20 protein-coding genes and 2 tRNA genes are annotated in these 19,298 nt (G+C 37.6%); 11 read left to right on the plus strand and 11 right to left on the minus strand.

The features are described 5' to 3' along the window. Positions 1–76: 76 nt before the first annotated feature. The gene (gene mqnF / locus LQV35_RS01200) at positions 77–1,288 is read left to right on the plus strand and encodes an aminofutalosine deaminase family hydrolase (protein ID WP_230056047.1); all 1,212 of its coding nucleotides are present in this window, start codon (positions 77–79) and stop codon (positions 1,286–1,288) included. Here mqnF and ribD read toward each other — a convergent pair. From ribD to nadD, 5 genes are all read right to left on the minus strand, one after another. After that, a complete protein-coding gene (gene ribD, locus LQV35_RS01205; RefSeq protein WP_230056048.1) occupies positions 1,281–2,348 on the minus strand; it encodes a bifunctional diaminohydroxyphosphoribosylaminopyrimidine deaminase/5-amino-6-(5-phosphoribosylamino)uracil reductase RibD in 1,068 nt (355 codons plus the stop codon). The genes mqnF and ribD overlap by 8 nt on opposite strands. A gap of 110 nt (positions 2,349–2,458) precedes the next feature. Beyond that, positions 2,459–2,668, minus strand: coding sequence for an alkylphosphonate utilization protein (locus LQV35_RS01210; RefSeq protein ID WP_230056049.1), 210 nt, complete (start codon positions 2,666–2,668; stop codon positions 2,459–2,461). Positions 2,669–2,762: 94 nt separating this feature from the next. Beyond that, complete coding sequence (locus tag LQV35_RS01215) at positions 2,763–3,794, minus strand: OmpA family protein (RefSeq protein ID WP_230056050.1); 1,032 nt, start codon at positions 3,792–3,794, stop codon at positions 2,763–2,765. Positions 3,795–3,808: 14 nt separating this feature from the next. Continuing rightward, the gene (gene rsfS, locus LQV35_RS01220; protein ID WP_230056051.1) at positions 3,809–4,138 is read right to left on the minus strand and encodes a ribosome silencing factor; all 330 of its coding nucleotides are present in this window, start codon (positions 4,136–4,138) and stop codon (positions 3,809–3,811) included. Beyond that, the gene (gene nadD / locus LQV35_RS01225) at positions 4,135–4,674 is read right to left on the minus strand and encodes a nicotinate (nicotinamide) nucleotide adenylyltransferase (RefSeq protein WP_230056052.1); all 540 of its coding nucleotides are present in this window, start codon (positions 4,672–4,674) and stop codon (positions 4,135–4,137) included. The genes rsfS and nadD overlap by 4 nt, the downstream gene beginning before the upstream one ends. Positions 4,675–4,808: 134 nt before the next feature. On the opposite strand from nadD, the gene gap reads away from it, so the two are divergent. The 6 genes from gap (at position 4,809) to LQV35_RS01255 (ending at position 9,801) form a co-directional block, all read left to right on the plus strand. Continuing rightward, a complete protein-coding gene (gene gap / locus LQV35_RS01230) occupies positions 4,809–5,810 on the plus strand; it encodes a type I glyceraldehyde-3-phosphate dehydrogenase (protein ID WP_230056053.1) in 1,002 nt (333 codons plus the stop codon). 1 nt (position 5,811) lies between these two features. Next, complete coding sequence (locus LQV35_RS01235; RefSeq protein ID WP_230056054.1) at positions 5,812–7,017, plus strand: phosphoglycerate kinase; 1,206 nt, start codon at positions 5,812–5,814, stop codon at positions 7,015–7,017. Further along, positions 7,010–7,723 (plus strand): triose-phosphate isomerase, encoded by a 714-nt coding sequence (locus tag LQV35_RS01240; protein ID WP_230056055.1) that lies wholly within the window; start codon positions 7,010–7,012, stop codon positions 7,721–7,723. Before LQV35_RS01235 ends, LQV35_RS01240 begins: the two co-directional genes overlap by 8 nt. A 95-nt stretch (positions 7,724–7,818) precedes the next feature. After that, positions 7,819–8,640: an enoyl-ACP reductase FabI gene (fabI, locus tag LQV35_RS01245; RefSeq protein ID WP_230056056.1), complete on the plus strand. Its 822-nt coding sequence runs from the start codon at positions 7,819–7,821 to the stop codon at positions 8,638–8,640. Positions 8,641–8,701: 61 nt separating this feature from the next. After that, complete coding sequence (locus tag LQV35_RS01250) at positions 8,702–9,631, plus strand: ribose-phosphate pyrophosphokinase (protein ID WP_230056057.1); 930 nt, start codon at positions 8,702–8,704, stop codon at positions 9,629–9,631. 95 nt (positions 9,632–9,726) lie between these two features. Continuing rightward, a tRNA-Asn gene (locus LQV35_RS01255) sits at positions 9,727–9,801 on the plus strand. A 106-nt stretch (positions 9,802–9,907) separates the two neighbouring features. On the opposite strand, the gene LQV35_RS01260 is transcribed toward LQV35_RS01255, so the two are convergent. The 6 genes from LQV35_RS01260 to aspS all read right to left on the minus strand — a co-directional run bounded on the left by LQV35_RS01260 (position 9,908) and on the right by aspS (position 14,688). Continuing rightward, a complete protein-coding gene (locus LQV35_RS01260; protein ID WP_472843486.1) occupies positions 9,908–10,501 on the minus strand; it encodes a WaaS/CpsH family glycosyltransferase in 594 nt (197 codons plus the stop codon). A 759-nt stretch (positions 10,502–11,260) separates the two neighbouring features. Then, positions 11,261–11,337 (minus strand) — tRNA-Ile (locus LQV35_RS01265). 54 nt (positions 11,338–11,391) lie between these two features. Next, a complete protein-coding gene (locus LQV35_RS01270; RefSeq protein WP_230056059.1) occupies positions 11,392–11,559 on the minus strand; it encodes a hypothetical protein in 168 nt (55 codons plus the stop codon). Positions 11,560–11,598: 39 nt separating this feature from the next. Further along, the gene (ppa, locus tag LQV35_RS01275) at positions 11,599–12,117 is read right to left on the minus strand and encodes an inorganic diphosphatase (RefSeq protein ID WP_230056060.1); all 519 of its coding nucleotides are present in this window, start codon (positions 12,115–12,117) and stop codon (positions 11,599–11,601) included. Positions 12,118–12,127: 10 nt separating this feature from the next. Further along, positions 12,128–12,697 carry an adenylate kinase gene (locus LQV35_RS01280; protein ID WP_230056061.1) on the minus strand — a complete coding sequence of 190 codons (570 nt, stop codon included), beginning with the start codon at positions 12,695–12,697 and terminating at the stop codon, positions 12,128–12,130. 239 nt (positions 12,698–12,936) lie between these two features. Further along, the gene (gene aspS / locus LQV35_RS01285) at positions 12,937–14,688 is read right to left on the minus strand and encodes an aspartate--tRNA ligase (RefSeq protein WP_230056062.1); all 1,752 of its coding nucleotides are present in this window, start codon (positions 14,686–14,688) and stop codon (positions 12,937–12,939) included. Positions 14,689–14,783: 95 nt separating this feature from the next. Here aspS and LQV35_RS01290 point away from each other — a divergent pair, with 95 nt between their 5' ends. From LQV35_RS01290 to LQV35_RS01305, 4 genes are all read left to right on the plus strand, one after another. After that, positions 14,784–15,650, plus strand: a complete 867-nt coding sequence (locus tag LQV35_RS01290) for an NAD(+) kinase (protein ID WP_230056063.1) — start codon at positions 14,784–14,786, stop codon at positions 15,648–15,650. After that, entirely contained in the window at positions 15,643–17,175 is a 1,533-nt protein-coding gene (locus LQV35_RS01295; RefSeq protein WP_230056064.1) for an AAA family ATPase, read from the plus strand. The genes LQV35_RS01290 and LQV35_RS01295 overlap by 8 nt, the downstream gene beginning before the upstream one ends. An 84-nt stretch (positions 17,176–17,259) precedes the next feature. Further along, a complete protein-coding gene (locus LQV35_RS01300) occupies positions 17,260–18,513 on the plus strand; it encodes a GGDEF domain-containing response regulator (protein WP_230056065.1) in 1,254 nt (417 codons plus the stop codon). After that, entirely contained in the window at positions 18,510–19,295 is a 786-nt protein-coding gene (locus tag LQV35_RS01305; RefSeq protein ID WP_230056066.1) for a TatD family hydrolase, read from the plus strand. The genes LQV35_RS01300 and LQV35_RS01305 overlap by 4 nt, the downstream gene beginning before the upstream one ends. Positions 19,296–19,298 lie beyond the last annotated feature (3 nt).

Genomic DNA, 19,298 nt, shown 5'->3' on the forward strand with positions numbered 1-19,298 from the left:
ATTCCGCCTTTATTCACACTTTTTACTTATTTTTAGCCCTGTTTTGATACAATTACCCAAAGAAAAAAGGGTAAATATGCAAATTTTAAAAGCAAAATTTATAATCACCTGCGATGAAAATTTCACTATCCATAAAAATGCCTGCATAGCTTTTGATGATAAAATTTTATCTATCGGCGATGAGAGTGAACTAAAACAGCGTTTTAAAGGTGCAAATTTCAGCGATCTAGGTAACTGCATCATCACTCCAGCTCTCATAAACACGCACACACACCTTGAGTTTAGTGCAAACAAAACTCAGCTAATTTATGGCGATTTTATCGCTTGGCTTGGCTCGATCGTAGAAAATGGCGCAAAGCTAGCGTGTGATGATGAGATAATGCAAAGCTCGCTAAACTCCATGCTAGCAAGCGGTGTAGGCACGATAGGAGCGATATCTAGCTTTGGCAAGGACTTAAAAATTTTAGCAAACTCACAAGCAAGAGTTGTATGTTTTAACGAAATTTTAGGCTCAAACGAGGCTTACGCAGAGCAAAATTTCAAGGCTTTCAATGAACGATTTTTACAAAGCTCTCGCTATCAAAACGAGCGTTTCGCCCCAGCCATCTCGCTTCATGCACCTTACTCCATCCATCCAAAACTAGCCAAAATGGCTATAAAATTTGCCAAAGCCAAAAATCTAATCATATCCACGCACTTTATGGAGAGCTTACACGAGCAAAGGTGGCTAAAAAATGGCTCGGGTAAGTTTAGATCACACCTTAAGCGCTTCACCCCAGATCCAAAGCCACTTTATACAAAAGAGGGCTATTTTTCGATGTTTAGCGGGGTTAGGACGCTATTTACGCACTGTGTTTACGAGAGCGATTTTAGTGCGTTTGAAAGCGGGCTTCACAGTGTCACGCACTGCGCTAGCTCAAACAGACTACTTGGCAAGCGTGCGCTAAATTTAGCCAAGCTAAAAAAAGCAAATGTAAGCCTCAATATCGGCACAGACGGGCTTAGCTCAAACATAAGCTTAAATATGTTTGACGAGCTTAGAAATGTGCTCTTTACCCATCAAACGAGCGAGCTAAATAGCATGGCAAAATTTATATTTTTAGCAGCCACAAAGGGCGGAGCGCAAGCGCTTGGGCTAGAAAATGGCGTTTTAAAGGCGGGAAAATTAGTCGACATCGCGGTATTTGCTGGCTTTGATGAGATAGAAGAGAGTGCGCTTGTAACCCAGCTCATACTTCATACAAAGCGCGCATTAAGGCTTTATGTGGGCGGACAGAGGCTTATCTAATCCTATACCAAGTCGCTGTGTCATCATCAAATTTCACACTATGAAGCGGCTCAAATGTGCGTTCAGATATTAAATTTTGAGCGTTTTTTAACGTGCTTGATTGATACACTAGCACCCATTTTACTTCATTAGGTAGTGCATTTAGCAAGCCTTGAGCGCCCTCAAACATCACAAGCCCTCTATCAAAGGCTGATTTTAGACTATCGCTTATACTCACACTTCGATCTTTCACGCCAAAAAGCGGTATGCTTTTATCAAAATTTTTCGAGCGCGAGTAGATAAGAATGTCAGGCGACTTGCCGTCTTTTGTAAGTCTTGTATCAAGTGTGGGACGATCTATACGAACGGTGTTGCCACTGATAACTAGCATATCGCAAACCGAGCGCAGCGCGTGCATATGGGTGCGGCTTGCTTGATTTGATATGACACCACCTGTGGCTACGCCATTTGCACTAAGAGCTATCTTAAAAAAGCTAAAATTTCCACTCTGCCACGCCATAAATGGCTCTAAAAGCTCACTACCAAGCTTGCTTAAAACCCCGCACACTACCTCAACGCCAGCCTCTTTTAAAATTTTTACACCGCCACTTGCGATCTCATTCTCATCGTAGTTTGCTATAACTACTCTTTTAAAACCTAAATTTGCTATCAAACTAGCGCAAGGTGGGGTTTTGCCGTGATGTGAGCAAGGCTCAAGCGTGACATAAGCGCTCGCACCTTTTAATAAATTTGAGTGATTTTTAAGTATAAAATCGTAGCAAAATTTAGCGTCTAAGTTTTCATTTTCTAGCGTTTGAGTGATGTTTTGGCTTTTTAACTCAAAGCTCATTTGATACTCACGCAAAAATGAGCTTGCAAACTCACTAGAAATAGTGCAAAGTGCTTGTAAGATGGCACTTGGCTCAGCGTGCATAAAGCCAGCTTTTTTATGTGATGAAATGCTTAAAATTTTACCATTTTTATCAAGCACTACGCACCCAACAGCTGGGTTTGGATAGGTTAAAAGCTGATGCTTCCAAGCCTCATTTATGGCTAGTTGCATATAAAAATCATCTGTCATTTTTGCTCGCTTTTGGTAATCATACTTTTCTACTTTAGCAAAACCAGTAAAGTTGGCAAGTATGTGATATTTGGCTTTTTGATTCAAGGCATAAAATAAATCTTAGCCTATCAAGCCTTTTTTAAAAATTCTGTTTTTAGGACTATGACGCCCATTTTATCGATCCTACACTCAACTTCTTTATCATTATCGCTTAGGCGTATATTTCTTGCCATTGTTCCTCGCTTTAGAGTTGAGCCAGCGCCTTTTACCTTTAGATCTTTTATGAGAGTTACATTATCCCCATCTTTTAGTTCGTTTCCATTTGCATCTTTTGCCATTTTTACTCCTTTAAAATTTTTGATATTGTATCAAAAAGTGTTTTAAATGTTGATTTGTTAAGGGTTAGAAAACCTGGGAGAGCTCCCAGGTAAATTAGTTTACATTGTGCGCTTCTACGCGTCTGTTTATATATCTATTTTGGGCTGTTGTGTTATCAACTTTTGGCTGAGACTCCCCATATCCAACCGCGCTTAATTTGCTAGGATCTACGCCAAGCTCGATAAGCTTATTTTTTACAGAATTTGCTCTTCTTTCAGATAGCGCTTGATTTAGTTCATCAGGCCCTGTACTATCTGTGTGACCTTGAATTTGCATTGTGTTGCCAGTTTTTAGCATATAATCAGCCAATTTCTGAACATTTTCAAAAAATTCAGGCTTTATAACATCGCTATTTAGGTCAAAATTTATACCAAAGTTATAAACCCCATCTTCCCAGCCATCACTATTTAGTTCGGTTTGTGTTACGATAGCGTTTAGGGCATTTGACATCTCTCTTGTATCAGCAATATCAAAATATCTACCTTCGCCTCTTAGTAGATCTTTAAGCTGATTTTTAGCAAAATCATCAACATCATAACCCAATACAAAAGCACTTATCTTTGCATCTGGATTATCGTTGATTAGCTGGCTCATCTGAGCTTTTGGATCACCACCGCAAGTCTCAAGTCCGTCACTTAAAAGTACTATGTGTACATTTTTACCGTTACGCTCTTTGATGATAGAATTTGCAGCTTTTATGCTATCTGCTAGCGGAGTATAGCCATCTGCTTTTATGTTATCAACTTTTGCTGTGAAGTAGTTTGTGTTGCCAGTAGCTTTTATGCTATTTGTTACTTCACATTTATCGCCAAAGTTTATAAGTCCCAAATTTGCTTTGCTAAGATCTAGAATTTGAACTATATCTTTTAAATTTTTTTGTGCTGCATCCATGCGAGTGATATTTGCGTCAAGGTCATTTTTTAACATCGACTCAGACGAATCAACCAAGAAAAGTATGAGCGCTTTGCTCTCATCAACAGCTTCATTTGCCACTTGTGCGTCTAGCATAGCATCCTTGTTTTTTACCGCACAACCTGCTAAAAGCAAGCAACTTAAGGCAAAAAGCCCAACTTTTTTCATACTCATTTTTTCTCCTTGTATTAAATGGTTTTATTATCTTTTATCTTATTTAAAAATTCTTCGATGTTGTATCTAGCTCTATATTCTGAGCTCATTAGGTGTATGAGCATGTCGCCAAGATCGCACACTACCCATTCGCCAGAACTTTCTATGCCTAAAAACTGCTCTCCAGCTGGCTTAAGCTTTTCTTTTAAGTCATCTGTGAGAGAGAGTGCGTGTCGTTCGCCCATAGTTGTTGCTATTATGACTTGTTTTACGAAATAATTACGCTCACTCATGTCAAAAACCTCGATACCTTCAGCCTTTTTTTCGTCTAGAATTTTAACTATCGCTTCTATCCTATCTTTCATCTATTTCCTTTATAAAATTTAATCACATCATCTTTTATAACCTCTGGAATTTGAGAGCTTGCAAGTTCTTGACGAATTTGTGAACTTGATACATTAACATGTATATCCATCTTTTTAAATTCACACGGTATTATGATGTGGTCTCGCTCAGCTACTATGATTTTTGTAAGCTCCCTAAGTTTTGCTATATCATGCCACTTATCAAGAGAGCTAATGTGATCAGCCCCGATGATGAGGTAAAACTCACTAATGTCATAGGTTTCATATATATATTTGACACTTTGTATAGTTGGCACTGGGCGCTCTTGTTTTATCTCAAAGTCTAAAATTTCTACACGCTTTAGCTCGCCCCAAAGTTTTTTTACCCATTTTAGTCTAAGCTCTGGTGGTGCTGAAAATTGGCTTTTAAATGGGCTTATAAAAGTTGGCATAATGATAAGCTTGTCGATGTCTAGCTCACTAAGCGCCATCTTTACTATGCTATCGTGTCCTAAATGTGGTGGGTCAAAGCTGCCGCCAAAAAAAGCTATATTCAAATTTTACCTTAAGATTAATTCGTGCCATTGTAGCATAATAAGCTAAAAATAAGCTATAAAATTTATTTGCTTTTAGCTGTTTTTGTAAATTTTTTTTGTAAAATTATGATAATTCCAAATTTTAAGGAGTAAATATGTCAGTAAAGATAGCTATCAATGGTTTTGGGCGTATTGGCAGGTGTGCCGCGCGTATTATTTTTGATCGTGATGACTGCGAGCTTGTAGCCATAAACGACACAGCAAAACGCGATATGACAAGGTATTTGTTAAAATACGACAGCGTTCATGGCGAGTTTAAAAAGGATGTTAAAGTTATAGATGATGATCATATAGAAGTTGATGGCAAAAAGATAAGAGTTTTTTCAACAAGGGACTTAAACGAGCTTGATTATGCCGCTTATGGTGTTGATGTCGTGCTTGAATGTACGGGTAAATTTCTCACCACGCAAAGCTGTGAGCCATATATCCAAAAGGGCATAAAAAAGGTCGTCATGAGTGCTCCAGCAAAAGATGATACTGCGATGTTTGTTTATGGGGTTAATCACGAAAGCTACGCAGGTCAAAACATCATCTCAAATGCTAGTTGCACCACAAACTGCCTAGCACCGGTTACAAAAGTGCTTGATGAAAAATTTGGTATAGTAAAGGCTTTAATGACCACTATACACGCTTACACAAATGGGCAAAGTTTGGTTGATGTAAAGTCAAAGGATTTTCGTAGAAGCCGTGCAGCAGCCCTAAATATAGGACCTACAACCACGGGTGCGGCAAAAGCTATCGGTAAAGTCATGCCAAGCCTAAAAGGCAAAATCCACGGACAAAGTGTCAGGGTGCCTACCGCAAATGTTTCTATGGTCGATCTTACTGCTGTTTTAAGCAAAGCTGTTAGCGTAGATGAGATAAATAACGCCTTTCGTGAGGCCTCAAAAGGCGCAATGAAGGGTATAATGATAGTTGATGAGGATCAGCGTGTAAGTAGTGATTTTTGCACGAGTGAGTATAGCTCAGCCATCGCTTCTGATATAACGCAGGTTATATGCGATGATATGGTGAAAGTTATGGCTTGGTATGATAATGAATGGGGCTACTCGGCTAGACTTATAGATATGGCTGTGTGGGCTGTAAAAAGGGGTTAATGTGAATGATATAATCTCAATAAAAGAGCTAAATTTAAGCGGAAAAAGCGTTTTTATAAGATGTGATTTTAATGTGCCTATGGACGAGTTTTTAAACATTACAGATGATAGGCGTATAATATCTGCTTTGCCTACGATAAGATATTGTCTAGATCAGGGTTGCAAGATCATTTTAGCATCTCATTTAGGTCGTCCTAAGAGCGGTTTTGAAGAGAAATTTTCACTAAAACCAGTGGCAAAAAGGCTAAGTTTTGCACTTCATCAAGATGTGATTTTTGCAAATGATGTCATCGGTGCAGACGCTCAAAATAAGGTTGCAAACCTAAAACAAGGCGAAGTTCTTATGCTTGAAAATTTACGCTTTGAAAAAGGTGAAACTAAAAACTATGAAGCTTTGGCAAAGGCTTTGAGTGAGTTTGCTGAAATTTACATAAATGACGCCTTTGGTGTTTGTCATAGAGCTCACAGCTCGGTTGAGGCGATTACGAAATTTTATGATGAGGAGCATAGGGCGGCTGGATTTTTATTGCAAAAGGAGATTGATTTTGCTGAGCGACTTATTAAAAAGCCCGCCCGCCCGTTTGTTGCAGTTGTAGGTGGTAGTAAGGTAAGCGGTAAGCTACAAGCCCTAAAAAACTTGCTTCCACGCGTAGATAAGCTGATAATCGGCGGAGGTATGGCTTTTACATTTTTAAAGGCTTTGGGCGAAAATATAGGCAACTCTTTGCTTGAAGAGGAGCTACTTGAAGAGGCTTTGATGGTGCTTAAAAAGGGCAAGGAGCTAGGCGTTAAAATTTATTTACCAGTTGATGTTGTAGCGGCTCAGACCTTCTCGGCTGATACGGCGGTCAAATATGTAACGGCACAAGAGATCCCATCTGGCTGGATGGGTTTAGATATAGGACCTGCGTCTATTAGGCTTTTTCAAGAGGCTATCATCGATGCTCAAACTATCTGGTGGAACGGACCTATGGGTGTTTTTGAGATGGATAAATTTAGCAAAGGCAGTATCAAAATGAGCCACTCCATCGCCGAAACTCATGCAACAACAGTAGTTGGTGGTGGAGATACGGCTGATGTGGTTGCAAGGGCTGGAAATGCTGATGAGATGACATTTATATCAACTGGTGGCGGAGCTAGTTTAGAGCTTATAGAGGGCAAAGAGCTACCGGGCGTAAAACCACTTAGAAGGGTAAGCTTTGAATAGTTTTATTTATGCAGCAAATTTAAAATGCAACCACACAAGGGCAAGCTTTGCTGAGTATGCAAAGGTGCTAAATGATGGCTTGGATGATGAAAAGGTGCTGATATTTCCGCCTTTTACAGCATTAGATGACTTTGCCTGGGCAAAATTTAGCATAGGAGCACAAAATTTCTACCCTTGCCAAAGTGGTGCTTATACTGGTGAGATAGGCAAGGCTCATTTAGATGAGTTTGGTATAACAAGCGTTCTTATCGGACACTCTGAGCGGCGCGAGCTTTTGCATGAGCATGGTGGAGTCTTAAAAGAAAACGATGAGCTTTTGCTTAGTAAGTTTGATTTTGCTGTCAAAAATGGCTGGCAGGTGGTTTATTGCATAGGCGAAAATTTATGGATGCGAGAGGCTGGCAAGACAAGGGAAATTTTAAAAGCACAACTTGAGCTTATAAACCTATCTTATGACAAACTAATCATCGCCTATGAGCCGATTTGGGCGATAGGATCTGGAAGTAGTGCGAGTGTAGAGCAGATAACGCAGGTGCTTGATTTTGTCCGTACATTGACCGCTGCACCGCTTCTTTACGGAGGCAGTGTAAATGCTAAAAATATTAGCGATATTTGCCATATCACAAACTGTAATGGCGTTTTGGTAGGTACTGCGAGCTGGGATGCGGCAAATTTTTTAAATTTGATAAAGACAAATGAGGGTTAAAATTTGTAAGAAAATTTTAGTCATGCTAGATACTTGGCTTTAAATTTTCTTGCTATTTTAAAATTCTCAACAAACAAAAGCAAAAAGGAGTAAAAATGATAATGAATGGCAAAAAGGGTCTAATAGTAGGCGTTGCAAACGCTAAATCAATAGCTTATGGTATCGCAGAAGCTTGTCATCAGCAGGGTGCAAAGCTTGCTTTTACATTTTTAAATGATGCGTTAAAAAAGCGTGTGGAGCCCATAGCACAGGAGTTTGGAAGTAAATTTGTATATGAACTTGATGTAAATAACGAAGCACACCTTGCAAGCATAGCTGATAAGATAAGAGGTGATCTGGGCGAGATAGACTTTATCGTGCATGCTGTGGCGTATGCTCCAAAAGAGGCTTTGGAGGGTGAGTTTATAAATACCACAAAAGAGGCTTTTGATGTAGCGATGGGAACTTCTGTTTATTCGCTTCTTTCGCTTACAAGAGCAGTTTTACCTGTGTTAAAAGAGGGTGGGGCGGTTCTTACTTTAAGCTATCTTGGTGGGCCAAAATTTGTGCCGCATTATAATGTAATGGGTGTGGCGAAGGCTGCCTTAGAAAGCTCTGTTCGCTATCTTGCACATGATCTTGGTGCTAAAAATATCCGCGTAAATGCCATCTCTGCTGGACCTATTAAGACTTTGGCGGCTTCTGGAATAGGTGATTTTAGAATGATACTGCGATATAATGAGGTAAATTCTCCACTCAAACGCAATGTAAGTACCGAAGATGTAGGTAAATCGGCTATGTATTTGCTAAGCGATCTTGCTAGCGGTGTGACTGGTGAGGTTCATTATGTGGATTGTGGTTATAATATAATGGGTATGGCTGACATAGCTACTGATGCCGATGGAAACACTGTTTTGGCAATGGATCTAAGTAAGTAAGATAGAAAAATTAAGCTCACTTTGGCTAAAATGGCGCAAAAATAAATTTTAAGGTTGGATTATGAGGGGTTATAAAATCTTTTCTGGAACGGCAAATTTGGAATTTTCAAAGAAAATTTCACAGTATCTATCACTTCCGCTTAGTGAGGCTAGTATAAAGCGTTTTAGTGATGGAGAGATTAGCGTGCAAGTGGGCGAAAGTGTGCGCGGAAAGGATGTTTTTGTCGTTCAGCCGACCTGTGCCCCAGCGAACATAAATTTAATGGAACTTCTAATCCTGACAGACGCTCTTAGGAGAAGTTCTGCTAGCTCGATAACGGCGGTGGTGCCATATTTTGGCTATGCTCGCCAAGACCGCAAAGCCGCACCAAGAGTGCCAATAACTGCAAAACTTGTAGCAAACATGATGCAAACGGCTGGCATTAGCCGTGTGGTTACGATGGATTTGCATGCTGGGCAAATTCAGGGATTTTTTGATATACCAGTTGATAATCTTTATGGAAGCATGGTTTTTACTGATTATGTTAGGTCAAAAAATTTGCCAAATCCTATTGTTGCAAGCCCTGATGTAGGCGGTGTTTCTCGTGCTAGAGCGCTTGCTAAGACCCTTGATGTTGATATAGTTATCGTCGATAAGCGTCGCGAAAAGGCAAACGAAAGCGAAGTGATGAATGTCATAGGCGATGTAAATGGCAAAGATGTTATCTTGGTAGATGATATGATAGACACCGCAGGTACGATCGTAAAGGCGGCAAAGGTATTTAAAGAGCGCGGAGCTACTAGCGTTATGGCATTTTGTACGCACCCAGTTTTAAGCGGTGCAGCATATGAAAATTTAGACAAAGGTTATCTTGATGAGCTAGTCGTTACTGATACGATACCTCTAAAACAAGACCATAGTTGCATAAAAGTACTAACTGTTGCGCCACTTTTTGGTGAAGTTATACGCCGCGTCTATCATAATGAAAGTGTAAATGGACTTTTTGTGTAAAAATACAGAATTTAGCTTGAAATTTTATAGATTTTAAGCTAGATTTTATTGACAAAAATCGTTTTTTTATCTATAATACGACTTCTTTTATATGTTCCGGATTAGCTCAGCGGTAGAGTAGGTGACTGTTAATCACTTGGTCGCTGGTTCGAACCCAGCATCCGGAGCCATTTCATTATAAAAATACTAAATTTTAATTTTAAAAAAGTGCTACTTATGAGCGTTTTTTACTTTTTGTAAATAAGCTAAAGGATAGTAGACTAAAAATCAATGATTTTATTCTATATCTGGTAATTTTATAGTCTCGTAAAGGTGAATATCTAATACATATCGTATCCAGTTACCAAAACCATATTTTGACCTAATTTGTTCGTCAATAATGTAGGGTTTTGCTAAAAAATCATCAATTTCTTCAAAGTTATTATCTAGTATAAAGATATTGTTTGGGTTATAAAGGTCATAGTATTTTATGGTTTTATTTGTCGTTATTAGTTTTTTATTATAACCAAGTGCTTCAAATGTCCTAAGTGAAAGCCCATGATGTACATCTATAACAAAGTCAACTAAAACTTTTGATTTTTTGACATTTTCTAAATTTTCACGATAAGTTAATGTTTTTTCAGTAAAGGTTATGTTGTTGCAACCATAATCAAAAGCTCTAGTTTCTAGTTTTGAAAGTATTTCTTTTATAATAAAATTAACTTTGCTTGCTTTTGCATATTTTGCAAATTTGATTATGTTCTCTTTTTTACTCTCGTTATGACTGCCTAAAAAATAAAAGTCACTAGTAATCACAGTATCGTTTTGATCCTGAAGGTAATCAAAATAAAATTTGTAGTAGGTAGTATGTTTGTATATTTTTTCATATATATTTTATCAAATGGATCAAATATGAAAAATCTCTTAAATTTGCCAATATAATTAAAAATTTCACCATATCTAAGCATGCCATCAAATTGATAATTAATGATATTATTTTTTACATTTATTTTTTAATAAATCAGCTGTTTTTAAGCCGTATTTTTGTGTAATAACCAAATAAATGCATAGTCTATTTTTGTCATGTTTATTTAAAACATTTTTTATATGTTCGTATAGCAAATACTGATGTAATTTTGTTTTTGCATTTTTACTATTAGTTTTTTAAGGTTTGTTTGTATTCTTGTAAGGATATTCGGATATCCATATATATTCTTGGTCCCATCTATAACTTTAAAGCTATAAAATTCTAAATTATTTTTTAGCTGCTCATTGAATCTATATCACTAGGAGTTATTATAAATATCGTTTTTCCACTTCCAAATTTTTTATTTGCTTGTTGCATTTGTGTCCTTGAAAATTTTTAGTATTTTATCAAAGTTAATATAAATTTACTATTTTATTTATAAGTTATATTATCTATTTTCTAGATGCGAAATAATAAAATACTAGATTGGTATTTTTAAAAAGTAAAAACTTAAAAAATATAAGAAAAATTTATTTTATTTAGGATTTTTTTATATCTATTAAGAAACTATGAAATTTTTTAATTGGATTGTTGCAAAAAGAAATAAATAAAATGCAAAATACCTAATTAAACTATTTATAAAGGATTTTGCAATATTTTAAAATGAAAAGAAATACAATAAGTGGTGGGTTCACCAGGACTCGAACCTGGGACCATCCGGTTATGAGCCGGATGCTCTAACCAACTGAGCTATGAACCCACTTGAATTGAAGTTGAGATTATACAAAAACTAAGCTTATTAAAAGCTAAAATTTTATTTTGATTTGTTTATATCTTTTGCGATACTAAAATTTCCGTCCATTTTTTGGCTAAAACTTCCGTAGCTATAAGATTTACCGCCATGCATATCTATCTTTTGTTTTTCTGTATTGTTTGCAAATAACGCTACTAAAAATACCAAAATGACAAATAAAACTCTCATGCATATCCTTTTAAAATTTTGGGGACATGCCCCAAAAAATTATTTGTAGTTTTTTATCGCTTCATCTAGGATTTTCTCAGCCTCTTTTGCGTCAGCAAAATCCTTTACTTTCACCCATTTACCAGGCTCTAGCATTTTGTAAGTTTCAAAGAAATTTTTAATGCGATCGAGTGTGATTTTTGGTAGGTCATCAAGTGATTTGATGTTGTCATATCTTGGATCTATCTTGCTTACTGGCACCGCTAGTAGCTTCTCATCCATTCCGCTCTCATCCTCCATTACCAAAACACCGATCAAGCGGCAAGGTATGACTGAGCCAGCTTGAAGCGGGTATTCATTTAGCACCAAAACATCTGCTGGATCGCCGTCTGCTGCTAGGGTATTTGGCACGAAGCCGTAGTTTGCTGGGTAAAACATCGCTGAGTACATCACGCGATCGACCACGACAGCACCACTGTCTTTATCTATCTCGTACTTGATGTTTGAGCCGTAAGGGATCTCGATGACAGCGTTGATTTTATCAGGGTTTGAGCCTACTTTGATTTTTGAAATGTCCATTTTTTTCCTTTTATTTTAGTTTATTTATTAAATTTTTCATATCCTCAACTATCGGCTCGATACCGTGCTCGCCATTTACTGTATGAAGTAGGTTTTTGGCGTTGTAAAACTCGCGTATCGCAACGATTGGCTCAAGATAGACTTTCATGCGGTTGTTAAAGACTTCGTTGTTATCATCAGCGCCTCTTGCACGACCTAGCACACGCTCGCGCGCTACATCTTCGCTCACATCAACCTCGATAACGCCCTTTAAAACTATCTCGTTTTGAGCCGATAAAACCTTGTCAAGCTCGCTCATTTGTTCAACGCTTCTTGGATATCCATCGATCACGACATTTGGCGTGTTTGCTGACTTGATCGCTGAAACTATGGTATTTACAACCACTTCAAGTGGCACAAGGTTGCCCTTTGAGATGAAGCTATCGATTAGCTTGCCTAGCTCACTACCGCTTGCAACCTCCGCACGTAGCAGATCGCCCGTGCTAAAATGCGTAAAGCTCGTGTCCGCCTTTGCTATCAAGTCTGCATCGGTTGTTTTACCGCTTCCTGGAGCGCCGATGATTAAAAATAAATTTTTCATTCTCTTTCCTTTTTAATGGCTTGTCTCGCTTTGCTATGCGTTGATGAAAATAAAATTTCTCCAGCCTAGCTTTGCGACACTTCGCCTATATTTTTTGTCTTTAAAACCAGTCAAAAACTAGTTAAATTAAGTGCAAGTATCGTGAGATGGTCTTTGGCGCTACGTAGAAATTTTAAGTCAAGATACCTTATCGCTGATTTAAAATTTAAAGCCTACCAAAAGCCACCACAAAATAGCGCTTACTTCTCTTTTTCTCTTAGTCTTAGCCCTAGCTCTCTTAACTGCTCGCTATTTGCCTCGCTTGGTGCCTTTGTGAGCGGGCACTGTGCGCGCTGAGTTTTAGGGAATGCTATGACATCGCGGATACTGCTTGACTTAGTCGCTAGCATGATAAGTCTATCAAAACCTATCGCGATACCACCGTGCGGTGGCGCACCAAAGCTAAGCGCATCAAGCAAGAAGCCAAATTTCTCTCTTTGCTCGGCTTCATCTATGCCAAGTAGCTTAAAGACCTTTTGTTGAACTTCGTTTTTGTGGATTCTCACGCTTCCACCACCAAGTTCAAAGCCATTTAGAACGACATCGTGAGCTACTGATAAAATGTCTTCAAGGTCTGGCTCGTCGATATTTTTTGGCATTGTGAATGGATGGTGCATCGCTGAGTATGAGCCATCATCATTTTGCTCAAACATAGGAAAGTCAAGCACCCATAAAAACTCCATTTTACTTTCATCAATTATACCCATTTGCTCAGCTAAGAAAATTCTAAATCTTCCCATATAATCAAGCACGACTTTTTTCTTGCCAGCTCCAAAAAACACGACATCACCGACTGCTAACTCACAACGAGAGACTATCTCATCTAAATCACTTTGTGTGAAAAATTTACAAAGCGGACCTTTTAAACCGTCCTCTTTCATCTGGAAGTATCCAAGCCCTTGCGCGCCAAATTTACGCACAAACTCTTCAAATCTATTCATCTCGCGCTTACTGAAAATATTATCCCCATTTGGCACTTTTAGCGCTTTTATGCGGTTGCGTTTTGGATCTTTTGCAATCGAGCTAAAAATTTCATTACTTGAACGCTCAAAAATATCGATCACATCAAGCATTTTTAGATCATATCTTAAATCTGGCTTATCAGAGCCATAAGTCTCGGTCGCCTCTTTGTAGCTCATGCGAGCAAATGGAGTTTTTACATCGTATCCGCAAGCCTTAAAGACATCTTTTAGCATTTGCTCAGCCATATTTATAATATCTTCTTGCTCCACAAAGCTCATCTCGATATCTATTTGCGTAAATTCAGGCTGTCTATCAGCACGCAAATCCTCATCTCTAAAGCACTTTGCTATCTGAAAATACTTATCAAATCCCGAACACATCAAAAGCTGTTTAAATAGTTGCGGGCTTTGTGGTAGTGCGTAAAACTGACCCGGATAGACACGGCTTGGCACTAGATAATCCCTCGCACCTTCCGGTGTAGCACGCGTTAAGATCGGCGTTTCAAACTCGATAAATCCCATATCTTGCAAGCTATTTCTTGCAGCTATGGCAGCGGCTGAGCGCATTTTAAAGATATTTTGCAAACGCTCATTTCTAAGATCTAAAAAGCGGTATTTAAGTCTAATGTCCTCATTTACGCTCTCATCGCCTATCATAAACGGTAACGCCTCGCTTGGATTTTCTATCACAAGCTCATCTACGACGACTTCAATCTCGCCCGTTTTTAGCTTAGGATTTACTAGCCCTTCGCCTCTGGCTCTTACCTTGCCTTTTACTTTTAAAACATACTCATCACGCACTTTTGATGCGATCTCATGAGCACTTTTGCTGTCTGCTGGATCGCAGACTAACTGCACTAGTCCACTACGATCTCGCAGGTCAAAAAATATAACTCCGCCGTGATCTCTATAAGTATTTACCCAGCCGCAAAGCGTAACCTCTTTACCGATGTCAGACTTTGACAGATCGGCACAATAATGGCTTCGCATAAAAACTCCTTTAAAATTCAGTTTAAAATGCCTGATTATACTAAAAATTTGCTTTTGCGTAGCTTTGTTAAGCAAAAATTTGTTAGAATATGTCTATGAAAAATTTAGATATAAAAAACATAAAAAAGGTCGGCATAGTCGCAAAAATAGACAACGAGCTTGGTAAAAATTTATCGATTTTAAAAGAAATTTTTAAAAAATTTAATGTTTGTATTTTGCTTGAAAATTTCACAGCAAAAGCTATTGGGCAAGATGGTTTTAATCTTGAAAAGCTAGCTAGAGAGTGCGAGCTTTTAATCTCTCTTGGTGGCGACGGAACGCTTATATCTGTGGCTAGAAAAAGTGCTGAAATCTCGCCTTTTATAGTAAGCATACATACGGGACATCTTGGTTTTTTAACGACTGCTACCATTGATGAGTGTGAGATTTTTTTCAAAGAGCTTTTTGAGGCAAAATTTGAAATTTCTAGACCATTTATGCTTGATGTTTTTATGCATAAAAAAAGTGGAGAGAAGGTTCATAAGGTCGCCTTTAATGATGCTGTTATAATGCGCGAAAAACCAGTTTCCATAGCAAAGGTTGAGGCATTTTTGAATGGAAAATATTTTAACACCTACTTTGGTGATGGTATCATCGCAAGTACTCCAGTTGGCTCAACGGCTTATAATATGAGTGCTGCAGGAGCGATAATCTATCCGCTTAGTGATGTTTTTTCATTAACCCCGATCTGTTCTCACTCACTCACTCAAAGACCTATCATCTTACCTAAAGATTTAACCGTCGAGCTTAGGGCTAGTAACGATGAGGTGCTTGTTATAGATGGTCAAGATAGTTTTAGTATGAGTGAGTTTAGCGGTGTTAGTGTTGGATTAAGTAAAATTTATGCTAACTTGGTACGAAAGCAAGATGAGGACTATTTTCAAATTTTAAAACAGAAATTGCACTGGGGTTATAATGATTGAGCGAATTTTGATAAAAGATTATCTTGGATTTGAGAGTGTAGAGCTAAATTTTAGGGCTGGGCTTAGTGTTTTTACTGGTGTGAGTGGTGCTGGCAAAAGTGTACTTATGAGTGCTATAATGGCAGTTTTTGGGCTAAAAGATAGCGAAGCAAGGCTGATTGAAGCTGATGTTGATTTTGCATTTGATATGAGTGAGTTTGGCATAGAGCCAGAGCCTATAAATAGCTTTAAGTTACTTCGTGATAAGAGTACACGCTATTTTATAAATTCTCAAACAATATCAAAGAAAAATCTCGCCACAATAGCAAAAGAGCATATAAAATATCTTTCAGCAAAAGAGGCAAATGAGTTTGAGAATGAGCGATTTTTAGAACTTCTTGACCTTTTAGAATGCAAAAAAGATCCAAAATTTTTTGATATAAAACAGAGCTTTTCTCAGAAATTTGTTGAATTTAGCAAAATTTCAAAGGAGTTAAAAGCCATACAAGAGGATGAAAAAAGGGTTGAGGAGTTAAAAGAGTTTGCTAGTTTTGAAATCTCAAAAATAGAAAGTATAAGCCCAAAAATAGGTGAATTTGATGAGCTTATGCAGATAAAAAAGAAGCTTAGCAAAAAAGATAAGATAAACGAGGCTTGGAGTAGGGCTGAGGCTGTATTTCATGCTGAAAAGGCAGTTTTAGATGCGCTGCATATTAGTGACATAGATGCTGCATTTTTTGAAGAGACGATGAATGAGCTTCGTATAGCCCGCGATAGCCTAAGCATGGAAGAACTTGAAGATATCGACATAGAAGGAGTTTTGGATAGGATAGAGGGTCTAAATTCTCTTATAAAACGCTATGGAAGTATAGAAGAGGCGCTAGAAGTGCTTGAAAAGCGAAAAATGGAGCTTAAAAAGTATGAAAATATAAGTTTTGAAAAAAGTGAGCTTGAGATAAAATTTCGCACTCTTGAAGATGAAACCACAAGGCTTGCTAGTCTTTTAAGTGCTGCAAGAGAGCAAAATTTGCCTAAGCTTGAACAACTTATAAACTCTTATCTTGGTGAGCTTTATATGAGCGAGATATCTTTGTTTGTAGAAAAAAAGCAGCTTGATGAACTTGGTTGTGATGAGATTATTTTAAAATTAAATGAGACAAGCTTTAAAAATTTAAGCTCAGGTGAGCTAAATCGGTTGCGACTTGCCTTTATAGCGACTCAAACTCAGATAACACAAAATGGAAATGGTGTTATCATTTTAGATGAAATCGACGCAAATTTAAGCGGAAAAGAGGCGATGAGTATTGCAAATGTGCTTTTAAAACTAGCAGAGTTTTATCAAATTTTTGCTATTTCTCATCAGCCACAACTTAGCTCAAAAGCCCATACTCACTTTTTGGTTGAGAAAAATGCAGATAGTTCAATCGTTAAAGAGCTTAATCAAGATGAGCGCGTGAGTGAGCTTGCAAGAATGATAAGTGGCGAGCATATAAGCAAAGAGGCGATAGAATTTGCTAAAAATTTGCTTAATCTTAAATCAAATTAATATATGTTTAAGCTAAATGATAAATTTTTTTGCTAAAATGTCGTGTATTTAAAATTTCACTTTATTATATAGAAAGAGCGAATGATGTCAAAAATTTTGGTTGTTGATGATAACAAGGCACTCTCAAAGCTCATAGCTAAAAAAATGGCTGTTAGTACTGATATGCAAGTTGATGTTGCGCACGATTTTGCAGGGGCTAGGACGCTCATTGACAGGCATAAGGATGAGTATTTTTTGGCTTTGCTTGATTTAAATTTACCAGATGCTCCAGATGGAGAGGTGGTTGATTATGCTTTGCTAAAAGGGCTTTCTGTCATCGTTTTAACTGGCAGTATCGATGCCAAAACTAGAGAGTCTTTTATAAAAAAAGACATTATCGACTATGTTTATAAAGGTAATGTTGATGATGTGAATTTTATATTTACGATGGTTGATAGACTTTATAAAAACAAGCAATACAAAGTCATGATAGTTGAGGATTCGATGACCGTAAGAAATGAGCTAAAAAGAATGCTTAAAAATTTGCAATTTGAAGTTTTCACGGCAGCTCATGGAGAGGAAGCGATGGGTTATTTTGCCGATCATCCTGATATAAGACTTGTTATAACTGATTATGCTATGCCAGTTAAAAACGGTCTTGAGGTGCTAAAAGAACTTCGTTCTCAAGCCGATAAAAACAACCTTGGTGTTATAGCTATGACATCGCCAAATGATGACATCGGTGCGGCGACTTTTCTAAAAAGTGGAGCAAATGATTTTCTTGCAAAGCCTTTTAGTAAAGAAGAGCTTACGGTGCGCGTTCATAACACCATAGAAAACATAGAAAACATCCAGCAAATAGCAAATTTTGCTAATCGCGACTTCTTGACTGGCTCTTTTAATAGACGATATTTTTATGAAAACATGAATGAATATATGGTTAATATAAACGACAATGACGAGCCTTTTGCTATAGGCGTTATAAATATCGATAACTTTAGAGAGATAAATGACGCTCATGGTCATGAAGTTGGCGACAAGGTTTTGCAGGCTCTTGCTTCAGCGCTTATTAGCAATGTAAAGGGCAATGATATAGTTGCGCGTTTTGGCGCAGATGAGTTTTGTGTGGTTTTAAAAGACATCTCAAACGAAGATGCGATAAAGTATTTTGTCGGACTTAGATCAAAGGTGGGCGCAATAAGCGTAAAACATAAAGATAAAACTATAAATTTAACCGTTAGTATCGGTGTTTCGTTTAGGCAGTATGATTATACGGTTGATGATATGGTAGAATTTGCCTCAGAGGCGCTTTATAGAGCAAAAGAGGGCGGCAAGAACCGTGTTGAGGTTTATGAGTGATTATTGACACGCATTGTCATTTAGACGATAATCGCTTTAATGATGACTTGGATGCTGTACTTGAAAGAGCATCTGAAAAAGGTGTGAAATTTGTAGTAAATCCTGGAGCTGATATTAATGATTTACCAAAAATAGCTAAAATAGCCGAGCAAAATCACAATGTCTTTTTTGCTTCTGGAGTTCATCCTTATGATAAAGATGGCTTTGATGTGGCTGTTGTTAGGGAATTTGCGATGCATGAAAAGTGCGTGGCGATAGGTGAGTGTGGCTTGGATTATTTTCGTTTACCAAAGGATGAGAGTGAAAAAAAATTAGAAAAAATAGAACAAAAACGAGTTTTTTTAGAACAACTTGAACTTGCAATTGAGCTAAAAAAGCCCGTTATCCTTCATATCCGTGATGCTAACGAGGACTGTTTTAACATACTAAAAGAGTATGCAAGTAGGCTTGATGGAGCTGTGCTTCACTGCTACAACGCATCGCCACTTTTGTTAGAACTTGCTAAATTTGGGAATTTTTACTTTGGTATAGGTGGGGTTTTGACATTTAAAAATGCAAAAAATCTAGTCGAAATTTTAACAAAAATTCCAAAAGATAGACTATTAGTAGAAACAGACGCTCCATATCTTACTCCTGAGCCATTTCGTGGAGAACGCAACGAGCCTGCTTTTACGAAAAATGTTGCTCAGAAGATAGCTGAAATTCTAAGCCTTGAGTTTGAAGAGGTTTGTAAACTTACTTCAAACAATGCCAAAAGATTATTTAAGTGTTTTGACACATAATAA

Origin of the sequence: Campylobacter suis (assembly GCF_905120475.1) — a bacterium.
GTDB classification, from domain to species: Bacteria; Campylobacterota; Campylobacteria; order Campylobacterales; family Campylobacteraceae; genus Campylobacter_A; species Campylobacter_A suis.

Coding starts and splice junctions, on each gene's coding strand:
- LQV35_RS01210 (WP_230056049.1), bottom strand. CDS start 2,668: ATGGCAAAAGATGCAAATGGAAACGAACTAAAAGATGGGGATAATGTA.
- rsfS (WP_230056051.1), bottom strand. CDS start 4,138: ATGAAAGATAGGATAGAAGCGATAGTTAAAATTCTAGACGAAAAAAAG.
- fabI (WP_230056056.1), top strand. CDS start 7,819: ATGATAATGAATGGCAAAAAGGGTCTAATAGTAGGCGTTGCAAACGCT.
- LQV35_RS01295 (WP_230056064.1), top strand. CDS start 15,643: ATGATTGAGCGAATTTTGATAAAAGATTATCTTGGATTTGAGAGTGTA.
- LQV35_RS01300 (WP_230056065.1), top strand. CDS start 17,260: ATGTCAAAAATTTTGGTTGTTGATGATAACAAGGCACTCTCAAAGCTC.
- mqnF (WP_230056047.1), top strand. CDS start 77: ATGCAAATTTTAAAAGCAAAATTTATAATCACCTGCGATGAAAATTTC.
- ribD (WP_230056048.1), bottom strand. CDS start 2,348: ATGACAGATGATTTTTATATGCAACTAGCCATAAATGAGGCTTGGAAG.
- LQV35_RS01250 (WP_230056057.1), top strand. CDS start 8,702: ATGAGGGGTTATAAAATCTTTTCTGGAACGGCAAATTTGGAATTTTCA.
- LQV35_RS01270 (WP_230056059.1), bottom strand. CDS start 11,559: ATGAGAGTTTTATTTGTCATTTTGGTATTTTTAGTAGCGTTATTTGCA.
- LQV35_RS01280 (WP_230056061.1), bottom strand. CDS start 12,697: ATGAAAAATTTATTTTTAATCATCGGCGCTCCAGGAAGCGGTAAAACA.
- LQV35_RS01290 (WP_230056063.1), top strand. CDS start 14,784: ATGAAAAATTTAGATATAAAAAACATAAAAAAGGTCGGCATAGTCGCA.
- ppa (WP_230056060.1), bottom strand. CDS start 12,117: ATGGACATTTCAAAAATCAAAGTAGGCTCAAACCCTGATAAAATCAAC.
- gap (WP_230056053.1), top strand. CDS start 4,809: ATGTCAGTAAAGATAGCTATCAATGGTTTTGGGCGTATTGGCAGGTGT.
- aspS (WP_230056062.1), bottom strand. CDS start 14,688: ATGCGAAGCCATTATTGTGCCGATCTGTCAAAGTCTGACATCGGTAAA.
- LQV35_RS01215 (WP_230056050.1), bottom strand. CDS start 3,794: ATGAGTATGAAAAAAGTTGGGCTTTTTGCCTTAAGTTGCTTGCTTTTA.